This window comes from Gandjariella thermophila (genome assembly GCF_005405885.1).
Classification (GTDB): Bacteria; Actinomycetota; Actinomycetes; order Mycobacteriales; family Pseudonocardiaceae; genus Gandjariella; species Gandjariella thermophila.
On sequence record NZ_BJFL01000005.1, the window covers coordinates 83855 to 107607 of the forward strand.

Below are 23753 nucleotides of genomic sequence, written 5' to 3' on the forward strand. Positions count from 1 at the left end.
CCTGCGGCGACTGGCCGCGCGAGCGCGCCCGTTCGACCAGGACGTCGCGCACCTCTTCGGGTACGTCGCGGATCTGCGGAGCGACCATGAATGGGTTTTGCATGCACGGCCCTTCCGAACCGATTCCGAACCCAGTGCAACAGGTCCGTCACGGACAGTTTTCCGCAGGTGAGGGGCACATCACGAGGTGGCGAGCCTCACCCAGCGACGGCGGTCACATACCGGCCGGATTCGTTACTCAATCGAGTCAGTTGGTGGGACCATGGGTGTATGGCCGCGGTAAAGTCGCAACCCACCAGAATTCTGATCGCCGGTGGCGGGTATGTGGGCATGTACACCGCTCTGGGGTTGCAATCCAAGCTCAGGGCCGGTGAAGCCTCGATCACCGTCGTGGATCCCCAGCCACACATGACCTACCAGCCGTTCCTGCCGGAGTCGTCGGCCGGCTCGATCGAGCCCCGGCACGTCGTCGTGCCGCTGCGTCGGGTGCTCAAGCGCTGCCAGGTGGTGACCGGGCGGATCACCCAGATCCAGAACGAGCACCGGGTGGCCACGGTCGAGGCGCCGGACGGGCACATCGAGGAACTGCCGTACGACGTGCTTGTCGTGGCGCTGGGCTCCATCGCGCGCACCCTGCCCATCCCGGGCCTCGCGGAGCAGGGCATCGCCGCGCGGACCGTCGGCGAGGCCATCTACCTGCGCAACCACGTGCTCTCCCGGCTGGACGCGGCCGCCAGCACCAACGACCCGGACCTGCGCCGCCGGCTGCTGAGCTTCGTGGTGATCGGCGGCGGGTTCGCGGGCATCGAGATGCTGGGCGAGTTGGAGGACATGGCCCGCTACGCCATCGAGCGCTACTACCGCGACCTCAGGCCGGAGGACATGCGGTGGGTGCTGGTCGAGGCGGCCAACCGGATCCTCCCCGAGGTGAGCGCCAAGATGGGCGTCTACACCGTGCGGCGGCTGGAGGAGCGGGGCATCGAGGTCTTCCTGGAGACCAAGGTGACCACGATGGAGAACGGCCACGTGGTGCTGGACGACGGCACCGAGTTCGACGCCGACACGATCATCTGGACCGCTGGCGTCAAGGCCAACCCCGTGCTAGCCAACAGCGACCTGCCCCGGGACGCGCGTGGCCGGGTGCGCTGCACGGCCTCGCTTCAGGTCGAGGGCACGCCGAACGTGTGGGCGGCGGGCGACTGTGCCGCGGTGCCCGACCTGTCCCGCACCGAGGAGGACCCGCAGGCCACCTGCAGCCCTTCGGCGCAGCACGCCGTGCGGCAGGCCAAGCAACTCGCCAAGAACCTGGTCGCGGTGCTGCGTGGCAAGCAGCCCAAGCCGTACTTCCACCGCTACGTCGGCTCGGTGGCCAGCCTCGGCCTCTACAAGGGCGTCGCGGACGTCTACAACATCAAGCTCAAGGGCTTCCCCGCGTGGTTCATGCACCGCACGTACCACGTCAGCCGGATGCCGACGTTCAACCGGAAGTTCCGCATCGTGATGGACTGGACCCTCGCCGCCGTGTTCCGGCGCGAGGTGGTCGCGCTGGGTCAGATCAACGACCCCAAGGCGGACTTCGTCCGCGCGGCGAACAGCTGACGAGCCGTCTCGGCCGCGCCCGCGCGGCGACGCGCCCGGCCGGGAACGCTCACGCACGCCGCACCGCTGCGGCCGGCGGCCGCTGCTCCACGCGGCCGCCGAGCCAGCCGTGCCGCCGATGATGGCCTCGCGCGCCCGAACCAACGGACCGCCTGGCGAGGCCGGCGAGATCCCCAGCCGCCGTGCCGGCGGGCACCTCGGCCGTTCGGCGCTCTCCCTACCGCCAAACGGACGATCTTCAGGCGGTCGTACGACTTCTGCAAATTGCAAACCGGTACATGCCTCGCCTAAGTGGACTACCATCACCCGGCGTTGTCTTGACATTGCGTTAGGTGAAACCGAGACTACGGCCAGTGTGTCACCCTAAAGTGTGAAAGACGGGCGTCGGAGAAGAGGTGGCCGCATTGTCGATCAAGGAGTTGGCCGCCCGGCTGAGGCGTGGCGAGCTTGAGGACCGCGCGCTCGCCGATTACGCCGCCGAGTACGCCAGGGCGCAGAGGTGTTTCCGCAACAAGAAGGACGACTGAGCGTGAGTGCCCGGTGGGGGCAGCGTGAGAACCTGTCCTCATCAGGGCCGGACGCCTCGCCGGGTGTCACGCCGGGTGTCGGTCCGGACATCCCCGACCGGCAGATCGGTGCCCTCCACACCGAGCCCGCGGTCGGCGCCCCGCTCGACGGTCGACCGACTCCGCTGCTGCTGCAGGGCCAGGACTACCGGTTCCGCACGCCCCCCACCTGCCTGGATTTCCAGGAGCACGTCTACCGCAGGGGCATGGTCGACGAGGGCGACGGCGAGCCCGAGCCGTGTGTCCTCGTCCTCGCCCGCTCGGCGGACATGGAGATGAACGAGCTGTCCATCGCGCTCGCCGAGCGCGGCATCCGGATGGCCCGCATCGACGTGGACCGCTGCCTGGACCTCGGCCTCACCATCCACACGGACACGCCGCTGATCGAGCTGGACCGCTGGCTGCTGCGCCCGGTGCTGGTCTGGCGCCGGCACTTCGAGTTGGCCGCGCTGCCGGTGGACCCGCGCACCCTGGTCGGCTCCTACACCGTGGACCAGTGGCGCGCGGTCGCGGACTGGCTGTCCAGCCGGTCGGACTGGGCGCACGTCAACCCGGCCAGGACGAGCCTGCACCTCGACCGGCTGACCCAGCTCGCCGACGCCCGCGCGTTCGGCCTGCGTATTCCGCGCACCGCGGTGACCACCCGCCCTGGCCGCAACCGGCCGGGCGGCGGGCGCTGCATCGTCAAGTCCAGCGGCCGGCACCTGCTGGAACCGCGGCCCGGCCTGCAGCACGGGCTGTTCCCCCGGCCGCTGGAGACCAGCCGGACCTCGGACAACCCGGAACCGGCTCCGGTGATCGTGCAGGAGTACCTGCCCGCGGAGACCGAGATCCGGGTGTTCCTGATCGGTGAGGAGTGCATCGCGTACCAGGTGGACAAGCTCGACCCGGCGCAGCTCTGGTCGGACCCGGACGCCGTCCTGGTGCGCCGCGTCGACGTGACACCGGTCCTCGTGCAGCGGCTGCACGCGCTTGCGCGACACTGGCGGCTACAGGTCGCCGCGGTCGACCTGATGGTCGTCCAGGGTGAGTACGTGTTCCTCGAGGTGAACGTGAACTGTGACTGGCAGTGGTTCGAACACCGCGCCGGCACCACCGAGGTGTCCGACGCGGTGCACGACTGGGTGGCCACCCGGTTCACCGAGCTGAATCGTGCGGACCCGCGCCGATGACCGCCGAGCAGGTCCGGCTGGAGCCGGCCGACCACCATCGCCGTCGGATGCGCTGGGTGTCCACCCCAGCGTCCGGCTCCCCCTCTGGCTTACGGCATTCAGTCGTCTGGAGCCGTCACCGTGTGCGGACCAGACCACCCGGCTGCGCCGCCCGGGGGGAGTTAGGTGTAATCACCCCCGCAACACCGCGGGACCTTCTAGGCTGCGCGCTGCCCCCGTAGCCCAACAGGAAGAGGCAGGCCCCTTAAAAGGGTCCAAGTGTCGGTTCGAGTCCGATCGGGGGCACAGCACTCCAAGGAGACGAAAACCCCACGCCGGGAAAACCGGCGTTGGTGTGGTGCGCCAGTCTCCGCGCCGTCCGGCTCGCCGGCATTTCGAGTGGCCCGGCCGAGAGGGGGAAGTCCCGAGCCGGGCCGTTCGCGGCTTCTCGGGCCTCTTGGCCGGGTTTTTCGTGGCGTTGTGAGGCGCTGGTGCGCTGCGCGGGCACCGGCCGCGCGGATCACGGGGCCGTGGTCGCGCCGGCCGTCCGACCCGCGAGCGCCCGCGGTGGGCGAACGGGAGGACATCCGCCGGCCGTCATCACGTGCGGCTAACCCGGAGAATGGAACGCGTTCTCAGTCCGTAACCGCCGCCTCGGGATGCCCTGCGTAATCCTTCAGGCATTCGACTAATCGTCCAGGCGGTCGGTGACCACGACAGTAAGAACGCATTCGCATGTTGCCTTATTGCTCTGTTCGAACGACGGGAATTGCCCCGGCTGGACCGCTGCCGGGCGGCCGTGGCAGCGCTCTGCTGCGCGAACGACGCGGATTGGTCTGGACCATGAGACCATCCGGGTCACCTCGACGGCCTCGCCGGTAACCGCGGCTCGCACCGCGACGGGCGGGCACCCGTCCGGCCGGGCGCCGGATGCACCCGCACGGCCTGCCGGGCGGCGCCAACGCCGTTGACCTTCGGCGTCGGCGAACCGCGCCAAGGGCACCTAGAGGACGGTCCGAGTGCCGGGTTTGTCATGGAATGACTGGGTTACCCCTTTCGCGTTCCGCTGTCGCCTGGGAGAGTGGGGGCGCGATGAGGAAGGCATCCGTACGCGGGTTCCGGCTGGTCCGAGTGCTGACGGCGCTGCTGGGCGGCGTCGCCGTGACTCTCTCCGCGCCGGCGGCACCGGCACCTGCCGCGGCTCCCGCGCTGCTGCCGGAGTTGCTGGCCCAGCAGGCCGCCACGGCGCTCGCCGCCCGCGTCTCGGCCGACCTCGGCACCCGATCGGCGGGTTCGTTCCTCGACCCCGCGACCGGTGTGCCGGTCGTGAACGTGCTCGACCAGGCGGACGCGCAGCAGGTGCGGGAGCGGGGCGCCACGCCACGCGTGGTCGCCTACGGCACCGACGCGCTCCAGGAGGCGGAGGCCGATCTGGACCGTACCGGCGGTGCGCCGAGCACCGCGTGGGGCGTCGACCCGGCCACCGACCAGGTGGTGCTCACCGTCTCCGATGCCACACCCAAGGACGGCGCGGACAGGCTGCTCGCCGCGGCCAGGAAGCACGGCAACCGAGTCCGGGTGCAGCGCATCAGCGGACCGATCACCGAGCAACTCTCCTCCGGAGACGACATCACCACCGGGATGATCCGCTGCTCGGTGGGCTTCGCCGTGCACCGCGGCGGCACGCCGCACCTGCTCACCGCCGGCCACTGCACCCGAGGCCTGCCCCAGTGGATCAACGTGGGGCCCTCGGTGGACTCGCACTTCCCGGGCAGCGACTACGGGCTGATCCTGGACGAGACCGCGCAGGGCCGCGGCGTGGTCAACCTGTACAACGGCGGCACGCAGCGGATCACCGCCGCCGGCAACGCCACCGTCGGCCAGTCGGTCTGCAAGAGCGGCCGCACCACCCACCTGACCTGCGGCAAGATCACCGCGCTGAACCAGACCGTGAACTACGGCAACGGCGACGTGGTCCGCGGCCTGATCCGCGCGGAGATCCGCTGCGACAAGGGGGACAGCGGCGGCGCGCTGTTCGCCGGCAGTGTCGGGCTGGGCACGCTCTCCGGCGGCGACGGCCACATCGAGTACTTCCAGCCGCTGCCCCAGTCGCTGCGCGCCTACGGCGCCACACTCGGGTAGCCGCCGACCCGGCCGGTCAGTCGCGGGCGGGCGGCAACGCCCGGAGCGCGTCCAGCACGGCCGGGTCCTGCAGCCGCAGCCACCGGACGACCTCGGAGTAGGTGGCGCAGCGCCGGGAAGAGCTGCTCGAAGCGGCCCTCCAGGCAGGGCGTGCGGCCGCCGCGAATGGTCGCCGGGTCCACCCGCAGCCCGGCGCCGGTGGCCTGCCGCACGAAGCCGAAGAACTGGTCCAGTTCGGCGTTCCACTGCGCGGTCTGCCAGAAGCCCACGCTCGGTTCGGCGCCGCGGCAGAAGTGCCCGTTGTAGTGGGTGCCGATCTCGTGACCGTCGGCGATCGCGGTGTTCAGGTCCTCGATGCGGGTGCGCACCTCCTGCGGGGAACCGCCGAAGCCGATGGACGCGCGGCCCGGCAGGTGGCCCGGGCCGGTGTACTCGCCGCGACGCGCGTCGTCGAGCAGGTAGATGCCGGACAGGAAGCCGCTGAAGTGCGCGCCGACCCGCCTGGCCAGCGGCAGCATGCGCTGCCAGTGCGCGTGGTCGCCGGCCCCGTCGAAGGAGAACAGCACGAACTGCGGTGGCCGCTCGCCCGGAGCGAGCCGGTGCAGCCACGCCGGTGTGGGACCGGCCGACCGGCTCGGGCTGCTCGGCGCGGTCGTGGTGGACCCGACCTCGGCCGACGCGCTGCCGGTCGCGGTCCGCTCGACCGGGTTCCCCGCCGTGGTCGGCGCCGCCCCGGTGGTCGGCGCGGGAGCGGTGGTGGCGCCGCCGTCGGCAGCGGCGCGGGGCGCGCCCGGCGCCGGCTGGGTATGGTCCCCGAGCACCACCAGCACGGCGACCGCGACCATCAGCGTGGCCACCGTACTCAGCCAGCCGATCCGTGTCCTTACCCGCATACCGCCCCCTCACGCGACCATGGTGGCCGCGCCATGCCCCTCCAGGAAGACGCGTGGGAGCGCGTCGCGTTCAATTGGTCCGGTCCATTCCCGGCCCCGGACCAGCCTTCCGGGCGCGGAAACCGGCGATCCGGCGGCCGTCCACCCACCACCGGGGTTACCCACCGTGCGGTCGTCAGGCGGCCGGGTGGCCACCGGCCGCCGGCCCGGCCAGCCACTTTCGTTACCCTGCGTACCGCCGTGGCCAGCGCGAACCGACGGACCGCGGCGGTGCGCGTAAGGTCACCTTTGTCCGATGGAACCAGCGGGCAGCCACTTCCGTTGGAGCCGGTGAAGGCGTTGGCACCCTTCAGGAGGAGTCAGGTGCGCACGACAGGCAATCCCGCGTTCCGCAACCTGCCCACGGGCGGCGGGTACGGCGGCTACGCCACATTCGACACCCCGCTGGGCGCCGGTTACGGGCAGCAGGCGCGGCCCACCGCCGTCGAGCGTCCGATGACGATCGATGACGTCGTCACCAAGACCGCCATCACGCTTGGCCTTGCCCTGGTCACCGGGGCGCTCACCGCCTACTTCCACGCCTACGGGCTGGCGTTGCCGGCACTCCTGGTCGGCCTGGTGGTGTCACTGGTCATCATCTTCCGGCGGACGCCGAGCGCCCCGCTGGTGCTGACCTACGCCGCGGCCGAGGGCGTGCTGCTGGGCGCGATCTCCGGGCTCTTCAACGCCATCTACCCGGGCATCGCGCTGCAGGCCATCCTCGGCACGTTCGGGGTGTTCGCCGCGATGCTGGTGGTCTACAAGACCGGTGCGGTCCGGGTCACCCCGCGGCTGACCAAGTGGGTCATCGGCGCCACGGTCGGCGCGTTCCTGCTCATGCTGGCCGACCTGCTGTTCTCGCTGTTCCACGTGGACACCGGGCTGCGTGACGGCGGTCCGCTGGCCATCATCTTCAGCCTGGTCGTGATCGGCATCGCCGCGTTCAACTTCCTGCTGGACTTCGACGCCGCCGACCGGATGATCCGGGCCGGGCTGCCGGCGAAGTTCGCCTGGTACGCGGCGTTCGGCCTGATGACCACGCTGGTCTGGCTGTACCTGGAGATCCTCCGGCTGCTGTCCTACCTGCAACGCCAGTAACCGGCCAGGCGAGAAGGGGCGCCCGGGATCATCCCGGGCGCCCCTTCTCGCGCCGGTGCTCAGCTCAGCCGCTCGACAATCATGGCCATGCCCTGACCGCCGCCGACGCACATCGTCTCCAGGCCGAACTGCTTGTCGTGGAAGCGCAGCGAGTTCAGCAGCGTGGTGGCGATCCGCGCGCCGGTCATGCCGAACGGGTGGCCCACCGCGATCGCCCCGCCGTTGACGTTGAGCTTCTCCAGCGGGATGCCCAGGTCCTGGTACGACGGGATGACCTGGGCGGCGAACGCCTCGTTGATCTCCACCAGGTCGATGTCGTCGATGGTCATGCCGGCCTTGGCCAGCGCGCGCCGGCTGGCCTCCACCGGGCCCAACCCCATGATCTCCGGGGACAGCGCGGACACCCCGGTGGACACGATCCTGGCCAGCGGGGTCAGCCCGAGTTCGCGGGCCTTGGTGTCGGACATGACGACCAGCGCCGCCGCGCCGTCGTTGAGCGGGCAGCAGTTACCCGCGGTGACCCGGCCGTCCGGCCGGAACACCGGCTTGAGCTGGGACACCTTCTCGTAGGTGGTGCCCGGCCGGGGGCCGTCGTCGGTGTCCACCACGCGGCCGTCCGGCAGCGTCACCGGGGTGATCTCGCGGGCCCAGAAGCCGTCCTTGATGGCCTGCTCGGCGAGGTTCTGCGAGCGCACGCCGAAGTGGTCCATCTCCTCCCGGCTCACGCCCTTGAGCAGGGCCAGGTTCTCCGCGGTCTGGCCCATCGCGATGTAGATGTCCGGCAGCGCGCCGTTCTCCCTCGGGTCCTGCCAGTGCTCGGCGCCCTGCTCGGCGGTCCGCTCGGTGCGCGCCTCCGCGTCGGCGAACAGCGGGTTGTGCGTGTCCGGCCAGGAGTCCGAGTTGCCCTTGGCGTACCGGGACACGGTCTCCACGCCGGCGCTGATGAACACGTCGCCCTCGCCGGCCTTGATCGCGTGGAAGGCCATCCGCGTGGTCTGCAGGCTGGACGCGCAGTACCGCGTCGTGGTGCACCCCGGCAGATGGTCGAAGCCCAGCAGCACGGCGATCACCCGGGCCATGTTGAAGCCCTGCTCGCCGCCGGGGAGGCCGCAGCCGAGCATCAGGTCGTCGATGTCCTTCGGGTCAAGCTGGGGAACCTGGTCCAGTGCCGCACGCACGATCTGGGCGGCCAGGTCGTCGGGTCGGATGTCAACCAGCGATCCCTTGCCGGCGCGCCCAATCGGGGACCGGGTGGCGGCGACAATCACGGCCTCGGGCATTGTGGAACTCCTTCGTTCACAAGCGGGGATGTGGTCAGCGTAGAGCGGTGAGGCACCCGAACGAGACCCAGTGTCGACCCGGTACCAGCGTCGTGCCGCGTCAAGGTGACGGGATTGTCAGCATCTCGGAGCGCGCCTTCAGGACTGAACCGGTTCCGGGCGGCCCAACGCCCGGTTCAGCCAGGCGACCACGCGCGCGGTGGGGCGCCGCGCCTCGGCGGTGGCCGAGCGGGTGGGTAGCGCGGGCAGCGGACCGCCGCTCCACACCCCGGCCACGCTGCACAGCGCGGGAAGGATCACCGCGGCCGCCGCCTCGTAGCCGGCGGCGTTGGGATGGAACCGGTCGGCGCTGAACAGGTCGGTGGGCCGGGCCAGGAACTCCGGCGAGAGCAGGTCGGCCAGCGCCACCGGGATCCCGCCGGCCCGCTCCACCTCACCCCGCTGCATACGGGCCAACGTCAGGCTCCAACTGCGGGCCACCGCGCGCAGCGGCTGCGGGATCGGCCGGATGGCGCCCAGGTCCGGGCAGGTGCCGACGACCACGCCGACGCCGGCGGCGGTCAGCCGGCGCACCTCGACGCCGAGCAGCCGGGCGGAGACGTGCACCGGCATCTTGGTGGTCACGTCGTTGGCCCCGATGACCACCAGGGCCACGTCCGGCCGGGCGGCGAGCGCGCGGTCGACCTGCCCGGGCAGGCTGCGCGTGGTGGAGCCGCTGATCGCGTAGGTGGCCAGCCGCACCGGCCGCTCCGCCTCCTCCGCCAAGCCCCTGGCCAGCAGCACTCCCGGCAGTTGCTCGGCGCTCTCCACGCCCACCCCGGCGGCCGACGAGTCGCCGAGCACCGCGAAGCACAGCGGGTTCGCGGTGCCGAAGACCACCTCGTCGGTTACCGGCCCGCTGCCGTCGGGCAGGTAGATGCCGTCGGCGCACGGCGGCGGCGCCTCGGGGACGCCGATGACCAGCCGGGCGCGCCGGGACTGCTCGGTGAGCAGCCCGTACGCGGCACCGGAGAGCCCTCCGATGGCACCCGCCGCCATCGCCACGGTGCGGAACGCGCGCAGCGCGGTCACCCCGACCTCCCTCCGTCTCTACCGAGCGGTAACGCGTCGACGACCTCGGTGTCCCCCTCGTCTGGCTTCGTCAGCAGGACAATCCGATTAAAGCGCCAGCCACGATGGTGATGCGCACACGTTCGGTTCGCGCGCGGACCGGGCCGCTTTCAGATGTTCGCGTTAACCGCCCAGCCCGTGCGGTCGCCGCGTCCGGGCGCTCCTGCGGCGTGTTTCGTTCGCGCGGCCGGAAACGCGCCGCCAGCCTCGGCTGTCCTAGGCTGCTGGAACGGGTCTCGTGGTCAGTGGGAGGGCAGCTGTGGAGTACGCCGAGCACGTCGTCGACCTGGTCGGGAACACGCCGCTGGTGCGGCTGAACTCGGTCACCGAGGGGCTGTCCCCGCTGGTGCTGGCCAAGGTGGAGTACTTCAACCCGGGCGGCAGCGTGAAGGACCGGATCGCGCTGCGCATGGTGGAGGCGGCGGAGCGCTCCGGGGAACTCGCGCCCGGCGGCACGATCGTCGAGCCCACCTCGGGCAACACCGGGGTCGGGCTGGCCATGGTGGCCCAGCGCAAGGGCTACCGGTGCGTGTTCGTCTGCCCGGACAAGGTCAGCGAGGACAAGCAGAACGTGCTGCGCGCGTACGGCGCCGAGGTGGTGGTCTGCCCGACCGCCGTGCCGCCGGACCATCCGGACTCCTACTACAGCGTCTCCGACCGGCTGGTCGGCGAGATCCCCGGCGCGTGGAAGCCGAACCAGTACGCCAACCAGGAGAACCCGGCCAGCCACTACCACTCCACCGGCCCGGAGATCTGGCGGCAGACCGAAGGCCGGGTCACGCACTTCGTCGCCGGCATCGGCACCGGAGGAACGATCTCCGGGACCGGTCGCTACCTCAAGGAGATCTCCGGTGGCCGCGTGAAGATCATCGGCGCGGACCCGGAGGGCTCGGTGTACTCCGGCGGCAGCGGCCGCCCGTACCTGGTGGAGGGCGTCGGTGAGGACTTCTGGCCGGCCACCTACGACCGGGACGTCTGCGACGAGATCGTGCCGATCTCCGACGGCGACTCCTTCCTGATCACCCGTCGGCTGGCCCGGGAGGAGGGGCTGCTGGTCGGCGGGTCGTGCGGGATGGCGGTGGCCGGCGCGCTTCGGGTCGCCGAGCGGTGCGGCCCGGACGACGTGATCGTGGTGCTGCTGCCCGACGGCGGGCGGGGCTACCTGACCAAGGTGTTCAATGACGCCTGGATGGCCTCCTACGGCTTCCTGCCGCCGGACTCCACCGGCGCCACCGTGGGCGACGTGCTGCGCCGCAAGGACGGCACCATGCCGGACCTGGTGCACGTGCACCCGAACGAGACGGTGGCGGACGCGGTGACCATCCTGCGCGAGTTCGGGGTGTCCCAGATGCCGGTGGTCAACGCCGAGCCGCCGGTGATGGCCGCCGAGGTGGCCGGCGCGGTGAACGAGCGGGACCTGCTGGACGCCCTGTTCACCGGCAAGGCGCACCTCGCCGACCGGGTGGAGCAGCACATGTCCCCCCCGCTTCCGACCATCGGCGCCGGGGAGCCGATCAGCACGGCCATGTCCGCGCTCTCCGGGGCGGACGGTGCGCTGGTGCTGGTGGGCGGCAAGCCGGCCGGCGTGGTGACCCGGCAGGACGTGCTCGGCTTCCTTGCCGGCCGGTGACCTGACCGGCGAGGTGGCCGGGCCTTGCCGGTGACGAACCTCGCATCCGGTAACCGGCAAGTTGCCACGTCCGAACGGAGTATCCGCTAGGTTGGCCCGGACGTGACGAAATGACGCTGAACCGAGGGGGTTCGAATACCCGATGAGTGCTCCCCAGCCGCCCGAGCAGAAACCCCGGCAGGGCGGCCAGCCGAGCCAGGAGCGGCCCGGCTCGCCGGCGCAGACCGGCGCGACCGGGTCCGACCAGCCAACCCAGGAGGCGGCTGCCGCACCGCCGGCGCCGGCGCAGCAGTCCGCGGCGGCGGATGCGGCCTCGGCCGGCGGCGCGGCGGGGGAGAAGACCAACCCGGACGCCACCCAGGTGGTCTCCGGCGGCGGTGCTGAAACGCCGCCGAAGGGACCGGAGGGCACCACCCAGATGATCCCGCCCGGCGGCCAGACCGCCGCGGACACCACCCAGCGGGTCGAGCCGGGCGCCGCGGGTAACCCGGACGCCACCCAGGTCGTGCCACCGGGCCAGCAGGCCGGAACTCCCGGGCAGCAGGGCGCCCCGGGTTGGCAGGTGAGTGCCGCCGGCCAGCAGCCCGGTGCTCCAGGGCACCCCGGCGCTTCCGGGCAGCCTGGCCAGCCCTACGGGCAGCAGCCCTTTGGCGGCCAGCCACAGTACCCGGGCCAGCAGCCGTGGGGCGGCCAGTACTCCGGGCAGCCTTACCCGGGTCAGCAGTTCCCCGGCCAGCAACCCTCGGGACAGCCGTATCCCGGTGCTCCCGGCCAGCAGGGCTACGGCGGCCCGCAGCAGTTCCCGCAGGCACCGCCGGGCGGCTACCCCGGCCAGCCGGCACAGCCCGGTCAGCAGGGTTGGCCGGGCACGGCGAGTCCGCAGCAGCCGGGGTGGCCGGCCGCCGGCCAGCAGCCCGGCTTCCCGCCGCCCGGTCAGCCGTACCCGGGTGGGCCCGGCCAGCCGCCCGGTGCCTGGCCCGGCGCCCCGCAGCAGCAGTGGGCCACCCAGCCGGGCGCCGGGCAGCCCTATGCCCAGCCCGGGTACGCACCACCCTCGGGGCCGCTGGCCGACTGGGGCCGCCGGGTGGTGGCCTACCTGATCGACGGCGGCATCCCGTTCCTGGGGATGGTGCTGGCGTACGGGCTGGGCTTCCTCATCGGACGGAGCACCATCTTTGTTGCTGGGGTTCTGGCTCTGATCGGATGGCTCGGCGCACTGGCGTTCATTCTGTGGAACACCTGCCACCGCCAGGGAAGCACCGGCCAGTCGGTGGGTAAGTCTGTGGCCAAGACGAAGCTCATCAAGGAGGACACCGGGCAGCCCGTCGGGTTCGGCGCGGCCCTGGGCCGGCAGTTCTGCCACATCCTGGACGGCTTCCTGTTCATCGGCTACCTGCGCCCGCTGTGGGACGCCAAGAAGCAGACGTTCGCGGACTCGATCGTCGGCACGCTGGTGGTCCGCACCGAGCCGTAGCTCCGCGGTGTCCGGCGCCACGTCGCCGCCGGACGGGTCAGTCCGGCGGCGACGTGGCACGGACCGTAGGCTCTCGCTCATGGTGCACAGCGCCGACGAGTTCGGATTCGCGACCAGGGCGATCCACGCCGGGCAGGACGCCGACCCCGCGTCCGGGTCGGTGATCGTGCCCATCCACGCCACCTCCACCTACGCGCAGGACGGCGTGGGCGGGTTGCGCGCCGGGTACGAGTACTCCCGCACCGGCAACCCGACCCGTACCGCGTTGGAGGAGTGCCTGGCCAGCCTGGAGGGCGGCCGGTACGCGCGGGCGTTCGCCTCGGGCATGGCCGCCACGGACGCGGTGCTGCGCGCGCTGTGCCGGCCCGGCGACCACCTGGTCATCCCGGACGACGCCTACGGCGGCACCTTCCGCCTGGTCGACAAGGTGCTCACCGGGTGGGGCATCGAGTACACCCCCGTTCGGCTGTCCGATGTGGACGGCGTGCGGGCGGCGGTGCGGCCGAACACCAGGGTGATCTGGTGCGAGACGCCGACCAACCCGCTGCTGGGCATCGCCGACGTCGCGGCGCTGGCCGATCTGTCCAGGGACACCGGCACCACGCTGGTGGTGGACAACACCTTCGCCTCGCCCTACCTGCAGGCGCCGCTCGCGCTGGGTGCGGACGTGGTGGTCCACTCCACCACCAAGTACCTCGGCGGTCACTCCGACGTGGTGGGCGGCGCGGTGGTCACCTCGGACGAGGAACTGGCGCAGCAGGTCGCCTTCCTGCAGAACTCGGCGGGCGCCGTACCCGGGCCGTTCGACGCGTGGCTGACCCTGCGCGGCCTGAAGACGCTCGCCGTGCGGATGGAGCGGCACTCGGACAACGCCGAGCGAATCGCCGAGACGCTGTCCCGGCACCCCGCGGTGCGCCGGGTGTACTACCCGGGCCTGCCCGGCCACCCCGGCCACGAGGTGGCCGCCAAGCAGATGCGCCGGTTCGGTGGCATGGTGTCGATCAGCCTGGCCGGTGGTGAGGAGGCCGCCCTGCGACTGTGCGGCCGGACCAGGCTGTTCACCCTGGCCGAGTCGCTGGGCGGGGTGGAGTCACTGATCGAGCACCCGGGCCGGATGACGCACGCCAGCACCGCGGGCTCACTCCTGGCGGTGCCCGCCGACCTGGTGCGGCTGTCCGTGGGCATCGAGGACCCGGACGACCTCGTCGCGGATCTGCTCGGCGCGCTGGACGGATAGTCCGTCAGGGGCGGCGCTGGGCCATCCCGTTGTCGTGCTGCTGGACCGCGTTCCCCATCGCCTGCGCCGGCCTGCCCTGCGCCGGCAGCCGGTTGGTGTCCACGCAGCCACCCACCAGCTCGACCACGCCGTCATGCCGCACATATCGTCCAGGGTTCCCGCAGCCGGCATCCGCCACGGTGAAGACGGCGGCACCGGTGAGGGCGGCCGCCGCGGCGACCGCCCCGGCGAACGGAAGCGCCGTCGCGACCCGTGCCACGAGCGCCATGCCACCTCCCAGGTCGGGTTACCCAAGGTAGTACGCGAACCGGCGGCAGTCGGATCAACGTCAACGGCCCGCGCCGGCGTCCGTACCGAGAGTACCCGGCTTCCGCGGTGCCGTCCTGACATCCATCTCACGCGGCGCGCGTACCGTGTTTGGCCTGGCAGGATCTAGCGCCATGGACCGGGTCAGCCTGGATCGCATTCGCGCGGCGCGCAAACTGCTCGCCGACGTGGTTCGGACCACGTCGCTCGCGGACTCCCTGGTGCTCTCCCAGCTCGCCGGCGGCGACGTCTACCTGAAGTGCGAGAACCTGCAACGCACCGGATCCTTCAAGATCCGCGGGGCGTACGTGCGAATCCACGGGCTGAGCGCGGCGGAGCGGGCCACCGGGGTGGTCGCCGCCAGCGCCGGGAACCACGCGCAGGGCGTGGCCCTGGCCGCATCCCTGCTGCACACTAGGGCCACGGTGTTCATGCCGGTCCGCGCCCCGCTCCCGAAACTGGCCGCGACCAGGCAGTACGGCGCCGAGGTGCACCTGCACGGCGCCGTGGTGGACGAAACCCTGGCCAGGGCGAAGGAGTTCGCCGAGGAGACCGGCGCGGTGTTCATCCACCCCTTCGACCATCCGGACGTGATCGCCGGCCAGGGCACCCTCGGCCTGGAGATCCTCGACCAGCTTCCGGACGTGGCCACGATCCTGGTGCCCACCGGGGGCGGCGGGCTGCTCGGCGGGATCGCGGCCGCGGTCAAGGCGGTCAAACCGGAGACCACGGTGGTCGGCGTGCAGGCCGAGCAGGCCGCCGCGTTCCCGCCGTCGCTGGCCGCCGGCCGCCCGGTCCGCCTGGACGCGGTGTACACCATGGCGGACGGCATCGCCGTCGGTGAACCCGGCGCGATCACCTACGCGCACGTCGCCGGGCTGGCCGACGAGGTGATTACGGTCGGTGAGGAGTCGCTGTCCCGGGCGGTGCTGCTCTGCCTGGAGCGGGCCAAGCTGGTGGTGGAGCCGGCCGGCGCGGCGGCGGTCGCCGCGATCCTGGACCACCCCGGCCGCTTCACCCCGCCGGTCGTCGCCGTGCTCTCCGGCGGGAACGTCGACCCGCTGCTCCTGCTGCACATCATCCAGCACGGGATGACCGCTGCCGGCCGCTACCTGGCGATGCGGCTGCGGATGGCGGACCGGCCCGGCTCGCTGGCCGCGCTGCTCGGCCGGATCAGCGAACTGGGCGCGAACGTGCTGGACGTCGAGCATTCCCGGGTGTCCGGCGCGCTGGCCCTCGGCGAGGTCGAGGTGGCGCTCAAGCTGGAGACCCGCGGCCCGGAGCACTGCGCCCAGGTCGTGGACACGCTCCGGGCCGCCGACTACACCGTCCTGGAACCCTGACCGGGACCACCGAGTCCCGAGGATGCGGCGCCTCGGCGCTGGGGATTGCCTCGGCGGTGTTGATGGCGCCTCGGCGCTAGAGATTGCCTCGGCGCGCCTGCTCGCGCTCGATGGCCTCGAACAGCGCCTTGAAGTTGCCCTTGCCGAAGCCGAGCGAGCCGTGCCGCTCGATCAGCTCGTAGAACACCGTTGGCCGGTCGCCGATCGGTTTGGTGAAGATCTGCAGCAGGTAGCCGTCCTCGTCCCGGTCGACCAGGATCCGCCGCTTCTTCAGCTCCTCGATCGGCACCCGGACCTCGCCGATCCGGGCCCGCAGCTTCGGGTCGTCGTAGTAGGAGTCGGGCGTGTCCAGGAACTCCACCCCGGCGGCCCGCATCTGGTCGACCGTGGTCAGGATGTCGCCCGTGGCCAGCGCGATGTGCTGGCAGCCGGGGCCGCCGTAGAAGGCCAGGTACTCGTCGATCTGCGACTTCTTCTTCGCCATCGCCGGCTCGTTGAGCGGGAACTTCACCCGGTGGTTGCCGTTCGCGACGACCTTGCTCATCAGCGCGGAGTACTCGGTGGCGATGTCGTCGCCGACGAACTCCGCCATGTTCACGAAGCCCATCACCCGGTGGTAGAAGTCCACCCAGTAGTCCATCCGGCCCAGCTCGACGTTGCCCACGCAGTGGTCGACCGCCTGGAACAGCCGCTTCGGCGCACCGGCCGGCCGCGTGACGGCGCCCTCCCTGGGCTGGTAGCCGGGCAGGTACGGGCCGGAGTACCGGGACCGGTCGACCAGGGTGTGCCGGGTCTCGCCGTACGTGGCCAGCGCGGCGAGCCGCACGGTGCCGTACTCGTCGCTGATGTCGTGCGGTTCCTCGAGCACGGTCGCGCCCTGGGCGCGGGCGTGCGCCACGCACCGGTCCACGTCCGTCACCTCCAGTGCGAGGTCGACGACGCCGTCGCCGTGCCGGCGGTGGTGGTCCAGCAGCGGGCTCGCCGGGTCCACCCCGCCCTTGACCACGAACCGGGCCGACCCCGAGGTCAGCACGAACGCGCGGTGATCGCGGTTGCCGGTCTCCGGCCCGGAGTACGCGACCAGCCGCATGCCGAACGCGGCCTGGTAGAACCACGCGGTCTGGGTGGCGTTGCCGACCACGAACACCACCGCGTCCATGGCCCGCACCGGGAACGGATCGCGGGCCTCGTCGTGCTCGACCAGTCCGACCAGCTGCTTGAGCTGCTCCAGGCTCACCTCGTCCAGCGCGGGTCCCGCCTGGCCAAGTATGTCGGTCATGATGCCCTCCGTACCGCGCGCGGTGTGCGACAGTTCGTGGGCCAGAGCATGTGCCTATGCTGCATGTTGAGCAACAGATGCCATATCAGATGGACAATCTGCTCAGTGTGAGGCGGCCGGCTGGGGTCGTGTTGGTCAGTCTGACCAGGAGGTGTGACGTGGCTGCCACGGAGGGGCCGCTGGACGCTCTTGACGCGCGGCTGTTGCTGCTGCTGTCCGACGAGCCCCGGCTGGGTGTGCTGGAGTGCTCACGGCGCCTCGGCGTGGCCCGGGGCACCGTGCAGGCCCGGCTGGACCGCCTGGAGCGGCGCGGTGTGCTGCGCGGGTTCCCGCCCGAACTGGACCTCGGCGCGATGGGCTATGGGCTGACCGCGTTCGCCGTGCTGGAGATCGCGCAGGGACGGCGGCACGAGGTCGCCGAGCGGTTGGCGGCCATCGACGAGGTGTGCGAGGTGCACGCCACCACCGGCGAGGGCGACCTGCTGGTCCGCATGGTGGCCCGGTCCAATGCCGACCTGCAGCGGGTGATCGACGAGGTGGTCGACGTGGCCGGTGTGCAGCGCACGTCCACGTCGATCGCGCTGTCCACGCCGGTGCCGCCGCGGGTCCGCCCGCTGCTGGAACGCCTGCTGTGACCAGGCCGCCGTGCCGGTGGATCAACGAACCCGCGGCCCCGGGCACGCGCGGTGCCGGGGGCCGCGGAGATCGTGATGGTTCAGCCGCGGTAGGGCTCGGCCTTGATCAGGGTGACCTTCATGCTCGCCCCGTTGGGCAGTTCGTACTCGCGGGACTCGCCCTCCTTGGCGCCGAGCAACGCCTTGCCCAGCGGGGAGTTCGGTGAGTACACCTCGATCCCGCCGTGCGCGCCTTCCTCGCGGGTGGCCAGCAGGAAGGTCTCGGTCTCCTCGTCATCCTCGTAGCGAACCGTGAGCACCATGCCCGGCTCGGCGACCCCGCTGTTCTCCGGCGCCTCGCCCACCTTGGCGTTGCGCAGCAGCTCCTGCAGTTGCCGGATGCGAGCCTCCTGCTTGCCCTGCTCCTCACGAGCGGCGTGGTAGCCGCCGTTCTCCCGCAGGTCGCCCTCCTCGCGGCGGGCGTTGATCTCCGCGGCGATGACCGGGCGATTCGCGATCAACTCGTCCAGCTCGTGCTTGAGCCGGTCGTGGGCCTCCTGGGTCAGCCAGGTCACCTGGGTCTCGCTCACGGTCACCAACTCCTTGCGTGTCACTGCAGGCCCGCGGGCTGCGGGCCGGCTTTTCCCAACCGTCAGGCCAGGAACGGAAAAACACGGCCCACGACGGGGCCGTGCTACCCAGCGAGGATAACACGCAGACAACGATCCGTGGCCGGCGTCACGTGCCCCGGACCGTGGACGACCATCAGTTCACCCGCTTGGCCGCGCCTCCTTGGTGAGGTAGCTCGGCACCTGATAGGAGCAGCCGTAGACCTCGCCGGTCACCGGCCGTTTGGACGTGCGCAGCACGGTCGACCGGCTCACCACCGTTGCTCCGGCCGGGACCAGGACCTCCTTGCGGCCGACCTCGTCGCCGTCCTGGGAACGGGCCCGCACAAGGCAGTCCGCCGGCCGCTCCGGGTGGTCGCGGCGCACCTGGAAGTCGATCCGCACCGAGTGGTCGTCCAGTATCTGGAACGCGGTCTGCTCACCCTCGATCGGCTGGCTGCCCAGGTTCTGGTACGCCACCACGGCGACCACCAGCCCGACCACCACCGCCGCGGCCAGCACCACCCAGTACGCCCAGCGAGGCGGCCGGCGTCCGGCCCGGGAGCCGTACCGATCGGTCGGCACCTCCCGCTGCGCCACCGGTTGCCTCCTCACGCGGGGACTCCACGACACGTCGCCGGTCGGGGGGACCCGCCGGAAACTGTCGTACCTCCGGGAACAATGAGTGCGAGCATCCACGTTGAGTATCCCCGGGACCGGGGGAGATCTCTCGGCGGGGGCCGGCAGACCGGATCACGGAAGGACCGCTTCGGCCATGGCAGAGCAGCTCCGTCTGATGATGGTGCACGCGCACCCGGACGACGAGTCCAGCAAGGGGGCGGCCACGACCGCCCGCTACGTCGCCGAGGGGCACGAGGTCGTCGTGGTGACCTGCACCGGTGGCGAGCGGGGCAGCATCCTGAACCCGTCGATGGACCGGCCCGACGTGGCCGCGAACATGGCGGAGATCCGGCGGCGGGAGATGGCTCGCGCCGCGGAGATCCTCGGCGTGCGGCACCGCTGGTTGGGCTTCGTCGACTCCGGCCTGCCCGAGGGGGACCCGAAGCCGCCGCTGCCCGAGGGCTGCTTCGCGCTGGTGCCGCTGGAGGAGGCGACCGAGACGCTGGTGCGGGTGGTGCGCGAGCTGCGGCCGCACGTGATGGTCACGTATGACGAGAACGGCGGCTACCCGCACCCGGACCACATCCGCTGCCACGAGGTCTCGGTGGCGGCCTTCGACGCGGCCGGCGACCCGGAGCGGTTCCCCGACGCCGGCGAGCCGTGGCAGCCGCTGAAGCTGTACTACTCGCACGGTTTCTCCCGGGCCAAGATGCAGATGTTCCACGACGCGCTGGTGGCCAGGGGCATCGAGTCGCCGTACGAGGAGTGGCTGGCCCGGTGGTCGGAGGACCGTCCGGACGTGATGGAGCGGGTCACCACCCAGGTGCCCTGCGGCGACTACTTCGCCGTGCGGGACGAGGCGCTGCGGGCGCACGAGACACAGATCGACCCCAACAGCCGGTGGTTCGCCGTACCGTTGGAGGTGCAGCAGGAGATCTGGCCGACCGAGGACTACGAGCTGGCCAGGTCTCTGGTGGACACCACGCTGCCGGAGGACGATCTCTTCGCCGGAGTGCGGGAGAAGGTGAGCGCCGCATGACCGCCTCGATCACGGGCCTGACCGCCAAGGCGTTGGCGGCTCCGGGCGTGCTGCCGCTGCTGGCGGCGCCGGGCCAACCCGGCGACCCCGGCGGCCAGGGCGAGGACTTCGGCAAGTCCTCGCCGGTCGGCCTGCTGGTGCTGATCCTGTTCTTCATCGCGGTCGGCTTCCTGGTCCGGTCCATGACCAAGCACCTGCGCAAGGTGCCGGCCAGCTTCGATGAGCCCACCGACCGGGCCGGCAGGTCCGGCGAGGACGCCGCGCCCGGCGAGCGCGACGAGGCCGGCGGCGACGCCGCCGACCGCGCCGAGGACGGATCTCCCGGGCAGGCCCCGGAACACGGCACGGCCAAGCGCCCGCATCGCACCTGACCACCACGCCGCGCGGTACCCGGCCGGGTGCGCAGCGCGGTCGGTCGGCCACGTCCGGGCACCGTCCGTGCACGGTGCCGACAAGGCTGGGACCCTGAAGACATGACCAACCGGCTCGCCCAGGCCACCAGTCCGTACCTGCTGCAGCACGCGGACAACCCGGTCGACTGGTGGCCGTGGTGCCCCGAGGCGTTCGACGAGGCGCGCCGCCGCGACGTGCCCGTCCTGCTGTCCATCGGCTACGCGGCCTGCCACTGGTGCCATGTGATGGCCCACGAGTCCTTCGAGGACCCGGAGGTGGCCACGCTGATGAACGAGAACTTCGTCAACATCAAGGTCGACCGCGAGGAACGGCCGGACATCGACGCCGTCTACATGCAGGCCACCCAGGCGATGACCGGCCAGGGCGGCTGGCCGATGACCTGCTTCCTCACTCCGGACGCGGAGCCGTTCCACTGCGGCACCTACTACCCGCCCGCGCCGCGGCCCGGCATGGCGTCCTTCCGCCAGTTGCTTCGCGCGGTGACCCAGGCGTGGACGGAGCGTGGCCACGAGGTGCGCCAGGCCGCCAGCCACGTCGTGGCCCAACTCAACGAGCACGGCAAGCCGCTGCCCGAGTCCACTGTGGACGATCAGGTGCTGGCCGGCGCGGTGGACGCGCTGGCCGGCGACTTCGACCGGCAGCACGCCGGTTTCGGCGGCGCGCCGAAGTTCCCGCCGTCCATGGTGCTGGAGTTCCTGCTGCGGCACCACGAGCGCACCGGCTCGGACCGTGCGCTGGCCATGGCCACGGCCACCTGCGCGGCGATGGCCCGCGGCGGCATCTACGACCAGCTTGCCGGCGGGTTCGCCCGGTACAGCGTGGACGCCGCCTGGGTGGTGCCGCACTTCGAGAAGATGCTCTACGACAACGCCCTGCTGCTGCGGGTGTACGCGCACCTCAGCCGCGCCAAGGGTGACCCCATGGCGGCGCGGGTCACCGAGGAGACCGCCGAGTTCCTGCTGCGCGACCTGCGCACGCCGGAGGGCGCGTTCGCCGCCTCGCTGGACGCCGACGCCGGCGGCGTGGAGGGGCTCACCTATGTCTGGACGCCCGACGAACTCGTCGATGTGCTCGGCGACGCCGACGGCCGGTGGGCCGCGGAACTGTTCGGCGTGACCGAGCGGGGCACCTTCGAGCACGGCCGGTCCACCCTGCGGCTGCCGGCCGATCCGGACGACCCGGAGCGGTGGCGCCGGGTGCGCGAGGCGCTGCTCGCGGCGCGGGCCCGCCGGCCCCAGCCGGGCATCGACGACAAGGTGGTCACCGCGTGGAACGGGCTGGCCATCGTCGCGCTCAGCGAGGCCGGCATGGCGCTGGACCGGCCGCACTGGCTGGAGGCCGCCGCCGAGGCCGCCCGGCTGCTGCTGGACCGGCACCTGGTGGCCGGCCGGCTGCGGCGCACCTCCCGGAAGGGCGTGGTGGGCGACGCCGCCGGGGTGCTGGAGGACTACGGCTGCCTCGCCGACGGCCTGCTCGCGCTGCACCAGGCCACCGGCCAGCCGCACTGGCTGGACGCCGCCTGCGACCTGCTGGACACCGCGCTGGACCGGTTCGCCGACCCTCAGGCCAGCGGGCAGTTCCACGACACGGCCAACGACGCCGAGGCGCTGGTGCGGCGCCCGGCCGAACCGACCGACAACGCCACGCCGTCCGGAGCTTCCGCGCTGGCCGGCGCACTGGTGACCGCTTCCGCTCTGGCCGGTCCGGACCGTGCGGCTCGCTACCGGGACGCCGCCGAGCGGGCGGTGACGCGGGCCGGGCTGCTGCCCGCACGGGCCCCCCGGTTCGCCGGGCAGTGGCTGTCCGCCGCCGAGGCGCTGCGCCAGGGGCCGGTCCAGGTGGCCGTGGTCGGCCGCGCGGAGGACCCGGCTCGGGCCGCGCTGCTGTCCGCTGCGGTCGCGCACGCCCCCGGCGGGGCCGTGGTCCTCGCCGGGCCGCCGGACCTGCCCGGCGTTCCGCTGCTCGCCGACCGCCCGCTGGTGGACGATTCGCCCGCCGCCTACGTGTGCCGCGGCTACGTCTGCGACCGCCCGGCCACCACGGTCGACCAGTTGGTCGCCGCCCTCTGACCCGCCGCTCGGTCGCGGGCCCTTCCGCCACCGACTCGGCCGGCTGGTTACCGGCGCTGAGCCGGCTGCCATCGGGCCGAACGGCCGTTCCCGGCACCCGGCCGGCGTTGCCTGCCCGCTGACGTCGCCTGCCCGGCGGCTGTCCACCCGCAGCGAACCGGCTACCGACGCGCGGCTGCCCGGCGTAGCGTCTGTATCGGCGTAATCGTGTAATCACCATTTCGGTGGAGGTTGATATGCATGGGCGGTTCGTGATGGTCGGCCGCGGCCGACATGGTTGGGGTCCCGGCGGCGGACGCGGCCGAGGCAGGGGCGGTTGGCAGCAGGCCGACCTTCCGCCCGCGGACGACGCCGCGGCCTGGTTCGCGGGGCGGCTGCCGGACGGCTGGTTCACCGGCCCACCGGAGATCACCGTCGACCGCGAGGAGATCGTGATCGTCGGCGAGTTGCCGCCGCTGACCGAGGAGTTCGCCGACGACGCGGCCCGGTCGGCCGCCGAGTCCGGGCGGATCAGCCGGTTCCGCGAGCAGACCCGGGACGAGCGGATCGAGATCGCGCGGCAGGCCGAGCACCGCTACCAGCGCAAGGTGTCCTGGGGCGCGCGGATCGGCGACACCCAGGAGCTGTTCACCACGCAGTCGGTGCCGGTGATGACCCGGCTGCGGCAGCCGGAGCGCCGGGTGCTGGACACGCTGGTCGACGCCGGCGTGGCCCGCTCCCGCTCGGAGGCGCTGGCCTGGGCGGTCCGCCTGGTCGGCGAGCACGCCGACGCCTGGCTCACCGAACTCCGCGAGGCCATGGCCAAGGTCGACGACCTCCGCTCCCAGGGCCCCGACCTCGGCTGAGCGTCTCCGGTGCCGGGCCGGCGTGCCGCCGCCCCGGCACCGGACGCGCTACCCGACGCCCTCGACGAAGATCAGCCGGCGGTGCAGCGCGTCCCGGCGCACCTCGAGCGCCTCCGCGTACTCCGGCGACGCGTACCACTCGCGGGCCCGTGCCATGGTCGGGAACTCCACGATCACCACGCGCCGCTCCGCCGGCCAGTCGCCCTCCACCACGTCGATCGCGCCACCGCGAACCACGTACCGCCCGCCGTACCTCGCGATCGACGCCTCCGCCAGCGACCGGTACCGGGCAGCCAACTTCTCGTCCCGGATCTTCACCTCGGACACCACGTACGCGGCCATGGCCGCCATCCTCGCCGATCACCGCCGCCGACGCCGGCAGCGCCCTCCCACCGC

Annotated in this window: 22 protein-coding genes and 1 tRNA gene; 15 read left to right on the forward strand and 8 right to left on the reverse strand. The window is 72.0% G+C overall.

Translation table 11 applies throughout. From position 1 onward, the window contains the following. Positions 1 to 270 precede the first annotated feature (270 nt). From FFT21_RS07555 to FFT21_RS07570, 5 genes are all read left to right on the forward strand, one after another. Complete coding sequence (locus tag FFT21_RS07555) at positions 271 to 1599, forward strand: NAD(P)/FAD-dependent oxidoreductase (RefSeq protein WP_137813052.1); 1329 nt, start codon at positions 271 to 273, stop codon at positions 1597 to 1599. 395 nt (positions 1600 to 1994) lie between these two features. After that, on the forward strand, positions 1995 to 2126 hold the full coding sequence (locus FFT21_RS30245) for a hypothetical protein (RefSeq protein WP_264081628.1): 132 nt from the start codon (positions 1995 to 1997) through the stop codon (positions 2124 to 2126). A gap of 2 nt (positions 2127 to 2128) precedes the next feature. Beyond that, positions 2129 to 3337 (forward strand): ATP-grasp domain-containing protein, encoded by a 1209-nt coding sequence (locus tag FFT21_RS07560; RefSeq protein ID WP_225978183.1) that lies wholly within the window; start codon positions 2129 to 2131, stop codon positions 3335 to 3337. A gap of 211 nt (positions 3338 to 3548) precedes the next feature. Further along, positions 3549 to 3622: transfer RNA gene (locus FFT21_RS07565), tRNA-Leu, on the forward strand. A 786-nt stretch (positions 3623 to 4408) separates the two neighbouring features. Then, on the forward strand, positions 4409 to 5458 hold the full coding sequence (locus tag FFT21_RS07570) for a S1 family peptidase (RefSeq protein WP_137813053.1): 1050 nt from the start codon (positions 4409 to 4411) through the stop codon (positions 5456 to 5458). On the opposite strand, the gene FFT21_RS07575 is transcribed toward FFT21_RS07570, so the two are convergent. After that, positions 5437 to 6351, reverse strand: a complete 915-nt coding sequence (locus FFT21_RS07575; RefSeq protein ID WP_137813054.1) for a polysaccharide deacetylase family protein — start codon at positions 6349 to 6351, stop codon at positions 5437 to 5439. The two genes, FFT21_RS07570 and FFT21_RS07575, sit on opposite strands and share 22 nt — an antisense overlap. 363 nt (positions 6352 to 6714) lie before the next feature. On the opposite strand from FFT21_RS07575, the gene FFT21_RS07580 reads away from it, so the two are divergent. Then, a complete protein-coding gene (locus FFT21_RS07580; protein ID WP_137813055.1) occupies positions 6715 to 7488 on the forward strand; it encodes a Bax inhibitor-1/YccA family protein in 774 nt (257 codons plus the stop codon). Positions 7489 to 7547: 59 nt separating this feature from the next. Here the strand turns inward: FFT21_RS07580 and FFT21_RS07585 are convergent, their stop codons facing one another. Continuing rightward, positions 7548 to 8768: an acetyl-CoA C-acetyltransferase gene (locus FFT21_RS07585; protein WP_137813056.1), complete on the reverse strand. Its 1221-nt coding sequence runs from the start codon at positions 8766 to 8768 to the stop codon at positions 7548 to 7550. A 138-nt stretch (positions 8769 to 8906) separates the two neighbouring features. Beyond that, positions 8907 to 9839, reverse strand: a complete 933-nt coding sequence (locus tag FFT21_RS07590; RefSeq protein WP_137813057.1) for an SGNH/GDSL hydrolase family protein — start codon at positions 9837 to 9839, stop codon at positions 8907 to 8909. A 298-nt stretch (positions 9840 to 10137) separates the two neighbouring features. On the opposite strand from FFT21_RS07590, the gene FFT21_RS07595 reads away from it, so the two are divergent. From FFT21_RS07595 to FFT21_RS07605, 3 genes are all read left to right on the forward strand, one after another. After that, positions 10138 to 11508, forward strand: coding sequence for a cystathionine beta-synthase (locus tag FFT21_RS07595; RefSeq protein ID WP_137813058.1), 1371 nt, complete (start codon positions 10138 to 10140; stop codon positions 11506 to 11508). A 142-nt stretch (positions 11509 to 11650) separates the two neighbouring features. Then, positions 11651 to 12982 carry an RDD family protein gene (locus FFT21_RS30250; protein WP_264081629.1) on the forward strand — a complete coding sequence of 444 codons (1332 nt, stop codon included), beginning with the start codon at positions 11651 to 11653 and terminating at the stop codon, positions 12980 to 12982. Between the two features lie 79 nt (positions 12983 to 13061). Beyond that, positions 13062 to 14219 (forward strand): cystathionine gamma-synthase, encoded by a 1158-nt coding sequence (locus tag FFT21_RS07605; RefSeq protein WP_137813059.1) that lies wholly within the window; start codon positions 13062 to 13064, stop codon positions 14217 to 14219. Positions 14220 to 14223: 4 nt separating this feature from the next. Here FFT21_RS07605 and FFT21_RS07610 read toward each other — a convergent pair whose 3' ends face one another. Then, positions 14224 to 14487: a hypothetical protein gene (locus FFT21_RS07610; protein WP_192909422.1), complete on the reverse strand. Its 264-nt coding sequence runs from the start codon at positions 14485 to 14487 to the stop codon at positions 14224 to 14226. A 172-nt stretch (positions 14488 to 14659) separates the two neighbouring features. Here FFT21_RS07610 and ilvA point away from each other — a divergent pair, with 172 nt between their 5' ends. After that, positions 14660 to 15868, forward strand: a complete 1209-nt coding sequence (ilvA, locus tag FFT21_RS07615; protein WP_137813060.1) for a threonine ammonia-lyase — start codon at positions 14660 to 14662, stop codon at positions 15866 to 15868. 76 nt (positions 15869 to 15944) lie between these two features. Here the strand turns inward: ilvA and hppD are convergent, their stop codons facing one another. After that, entirely contained in the window at positions 15945 to 17147 is a 1203-nt protein-coding gene (gene hppD, locus FFT21_RS07620; protein ID WP_137813061.1) for a 4-hydroxyphenylpyruvate dioxygenase, read from the reverse strand. A 158-nt stretch (positions 17148 to 17305) separates the two neighbouring features. Between hppD and FFT21_RS07625 the strand changes: the two genes are divergently transcribed. Next, positions 17306 to 17782, forward strand: a complete 477-nt coding sequence (locus FFT21_RS07625; RefSeq protein WP_225978184.1) for an Lrp/AsnC family transcriptional regulator — start codon at positions 17306 to 17308, stop codon at positions 17780 to 17782. A gap of 80 nt (positions 17783 to 17862) precedes the next feature. On the opposite strand, the gene greA is transcribed toward FFT21_RS07625, so the two are convergent. Further along, a complete protein-coding gene (gene greA / locus FFT21_RS07630; RefSeq protein ID WP_137813062.1) occupies positions 17863 to 18357 on the reverse strand; it encodes a transcription elongation factor GreA in 495 nt (164 codons plus the stop codon). A gap of 174 nt (positions 18358 to 18531) precedes the next feature. After that, a complete protein-coding gene (locus tag FFT21_RS07635; RefSeq protein ID WP_137813063.1) occupies positions 18532 to 18969 on the reverse strand; it encodes a DUF4307 domain-containing protein in 438 nt (145 codons plus the stop codon). A gap of 175 nt (positions 18970 to 19144) precedes the next feature. Between FFT21_RS07635 and mca the strand changes: the two genes are divergently transcribed. The 4 genes from mca to abmR all read left to right on the forward strand — a co-directional run bounded on the left by mca (position 19145) and on the right by abmR (position 23357). After that, positions 19145 to 20029: a mycothiol conjugate amidase Mca gene (gene mca, locus FFT21_RS07640; RefSeq protein WP_137813064.1), complete on the forward strand. Its 885-nt coding sequence runs from the start codon at positions 19145 to 19147 to the stop codon at positions 20027 to 20029. Further along, the gene (locus FFT21_RS29625; protein ID WP_225978185.1) at positions 20026 to 20400 is read left to right on the forward strand and encodes a hypothetical protein; all 375 of its coding nucleotides are present in this window, start codon (positions 20026 to 20028) and stop codon (positions 20398 to 20400) included. The genes mca and FFT21_RS29625 overlap by 4 nt, the downstream gene beginning before the upstream one ends. A 102-nt stretch (positions 20401 to 20502) precedes the next feature. Further along, the gene (locus FFT21_RS07655) at positions 20503 to 22512 is read left to right on the forward strand and encodes a thioredoxin domain-containing protein (protein ID WP_137813065.1); all 2010 of its coding nucleotides are present in this window, start codon (positions 20503 to 20505) and stop codon (positions 22510 to 22512) included. A gap of 236 nt (positions 22513 to 22748) precedes the next feature. Further along, complete coding sequence (gene abmR / locus FFT21_RS07660; protein ID WP_503826165.1) at positions 22749 to 23357, forward strand: ATP-binding transcription factor AbmR; 609 nt, start codon at positions 22749 to 22751, stop codon at positions 23355 to 23357. A 48-nt stretch (positions 23358 to 23405) separates the two neighbouring features. Here abmR and FFT21_RS07665 read toward each other — a convergent pair whose 3' ends face one another. After that, positions 23406 to 23699 (reverse strand): DUF1330 domain-containing protein, encoded by a 294-nt coding sequence (locus FFT21_RS07665; protein ID WP_137813066.1) that lies wholly within the window; start codon positions 23697 to 23699, stop codon positions 23406 to 23408. Positions 23700 to 23753: the final 54 nt, after the last annotated feature.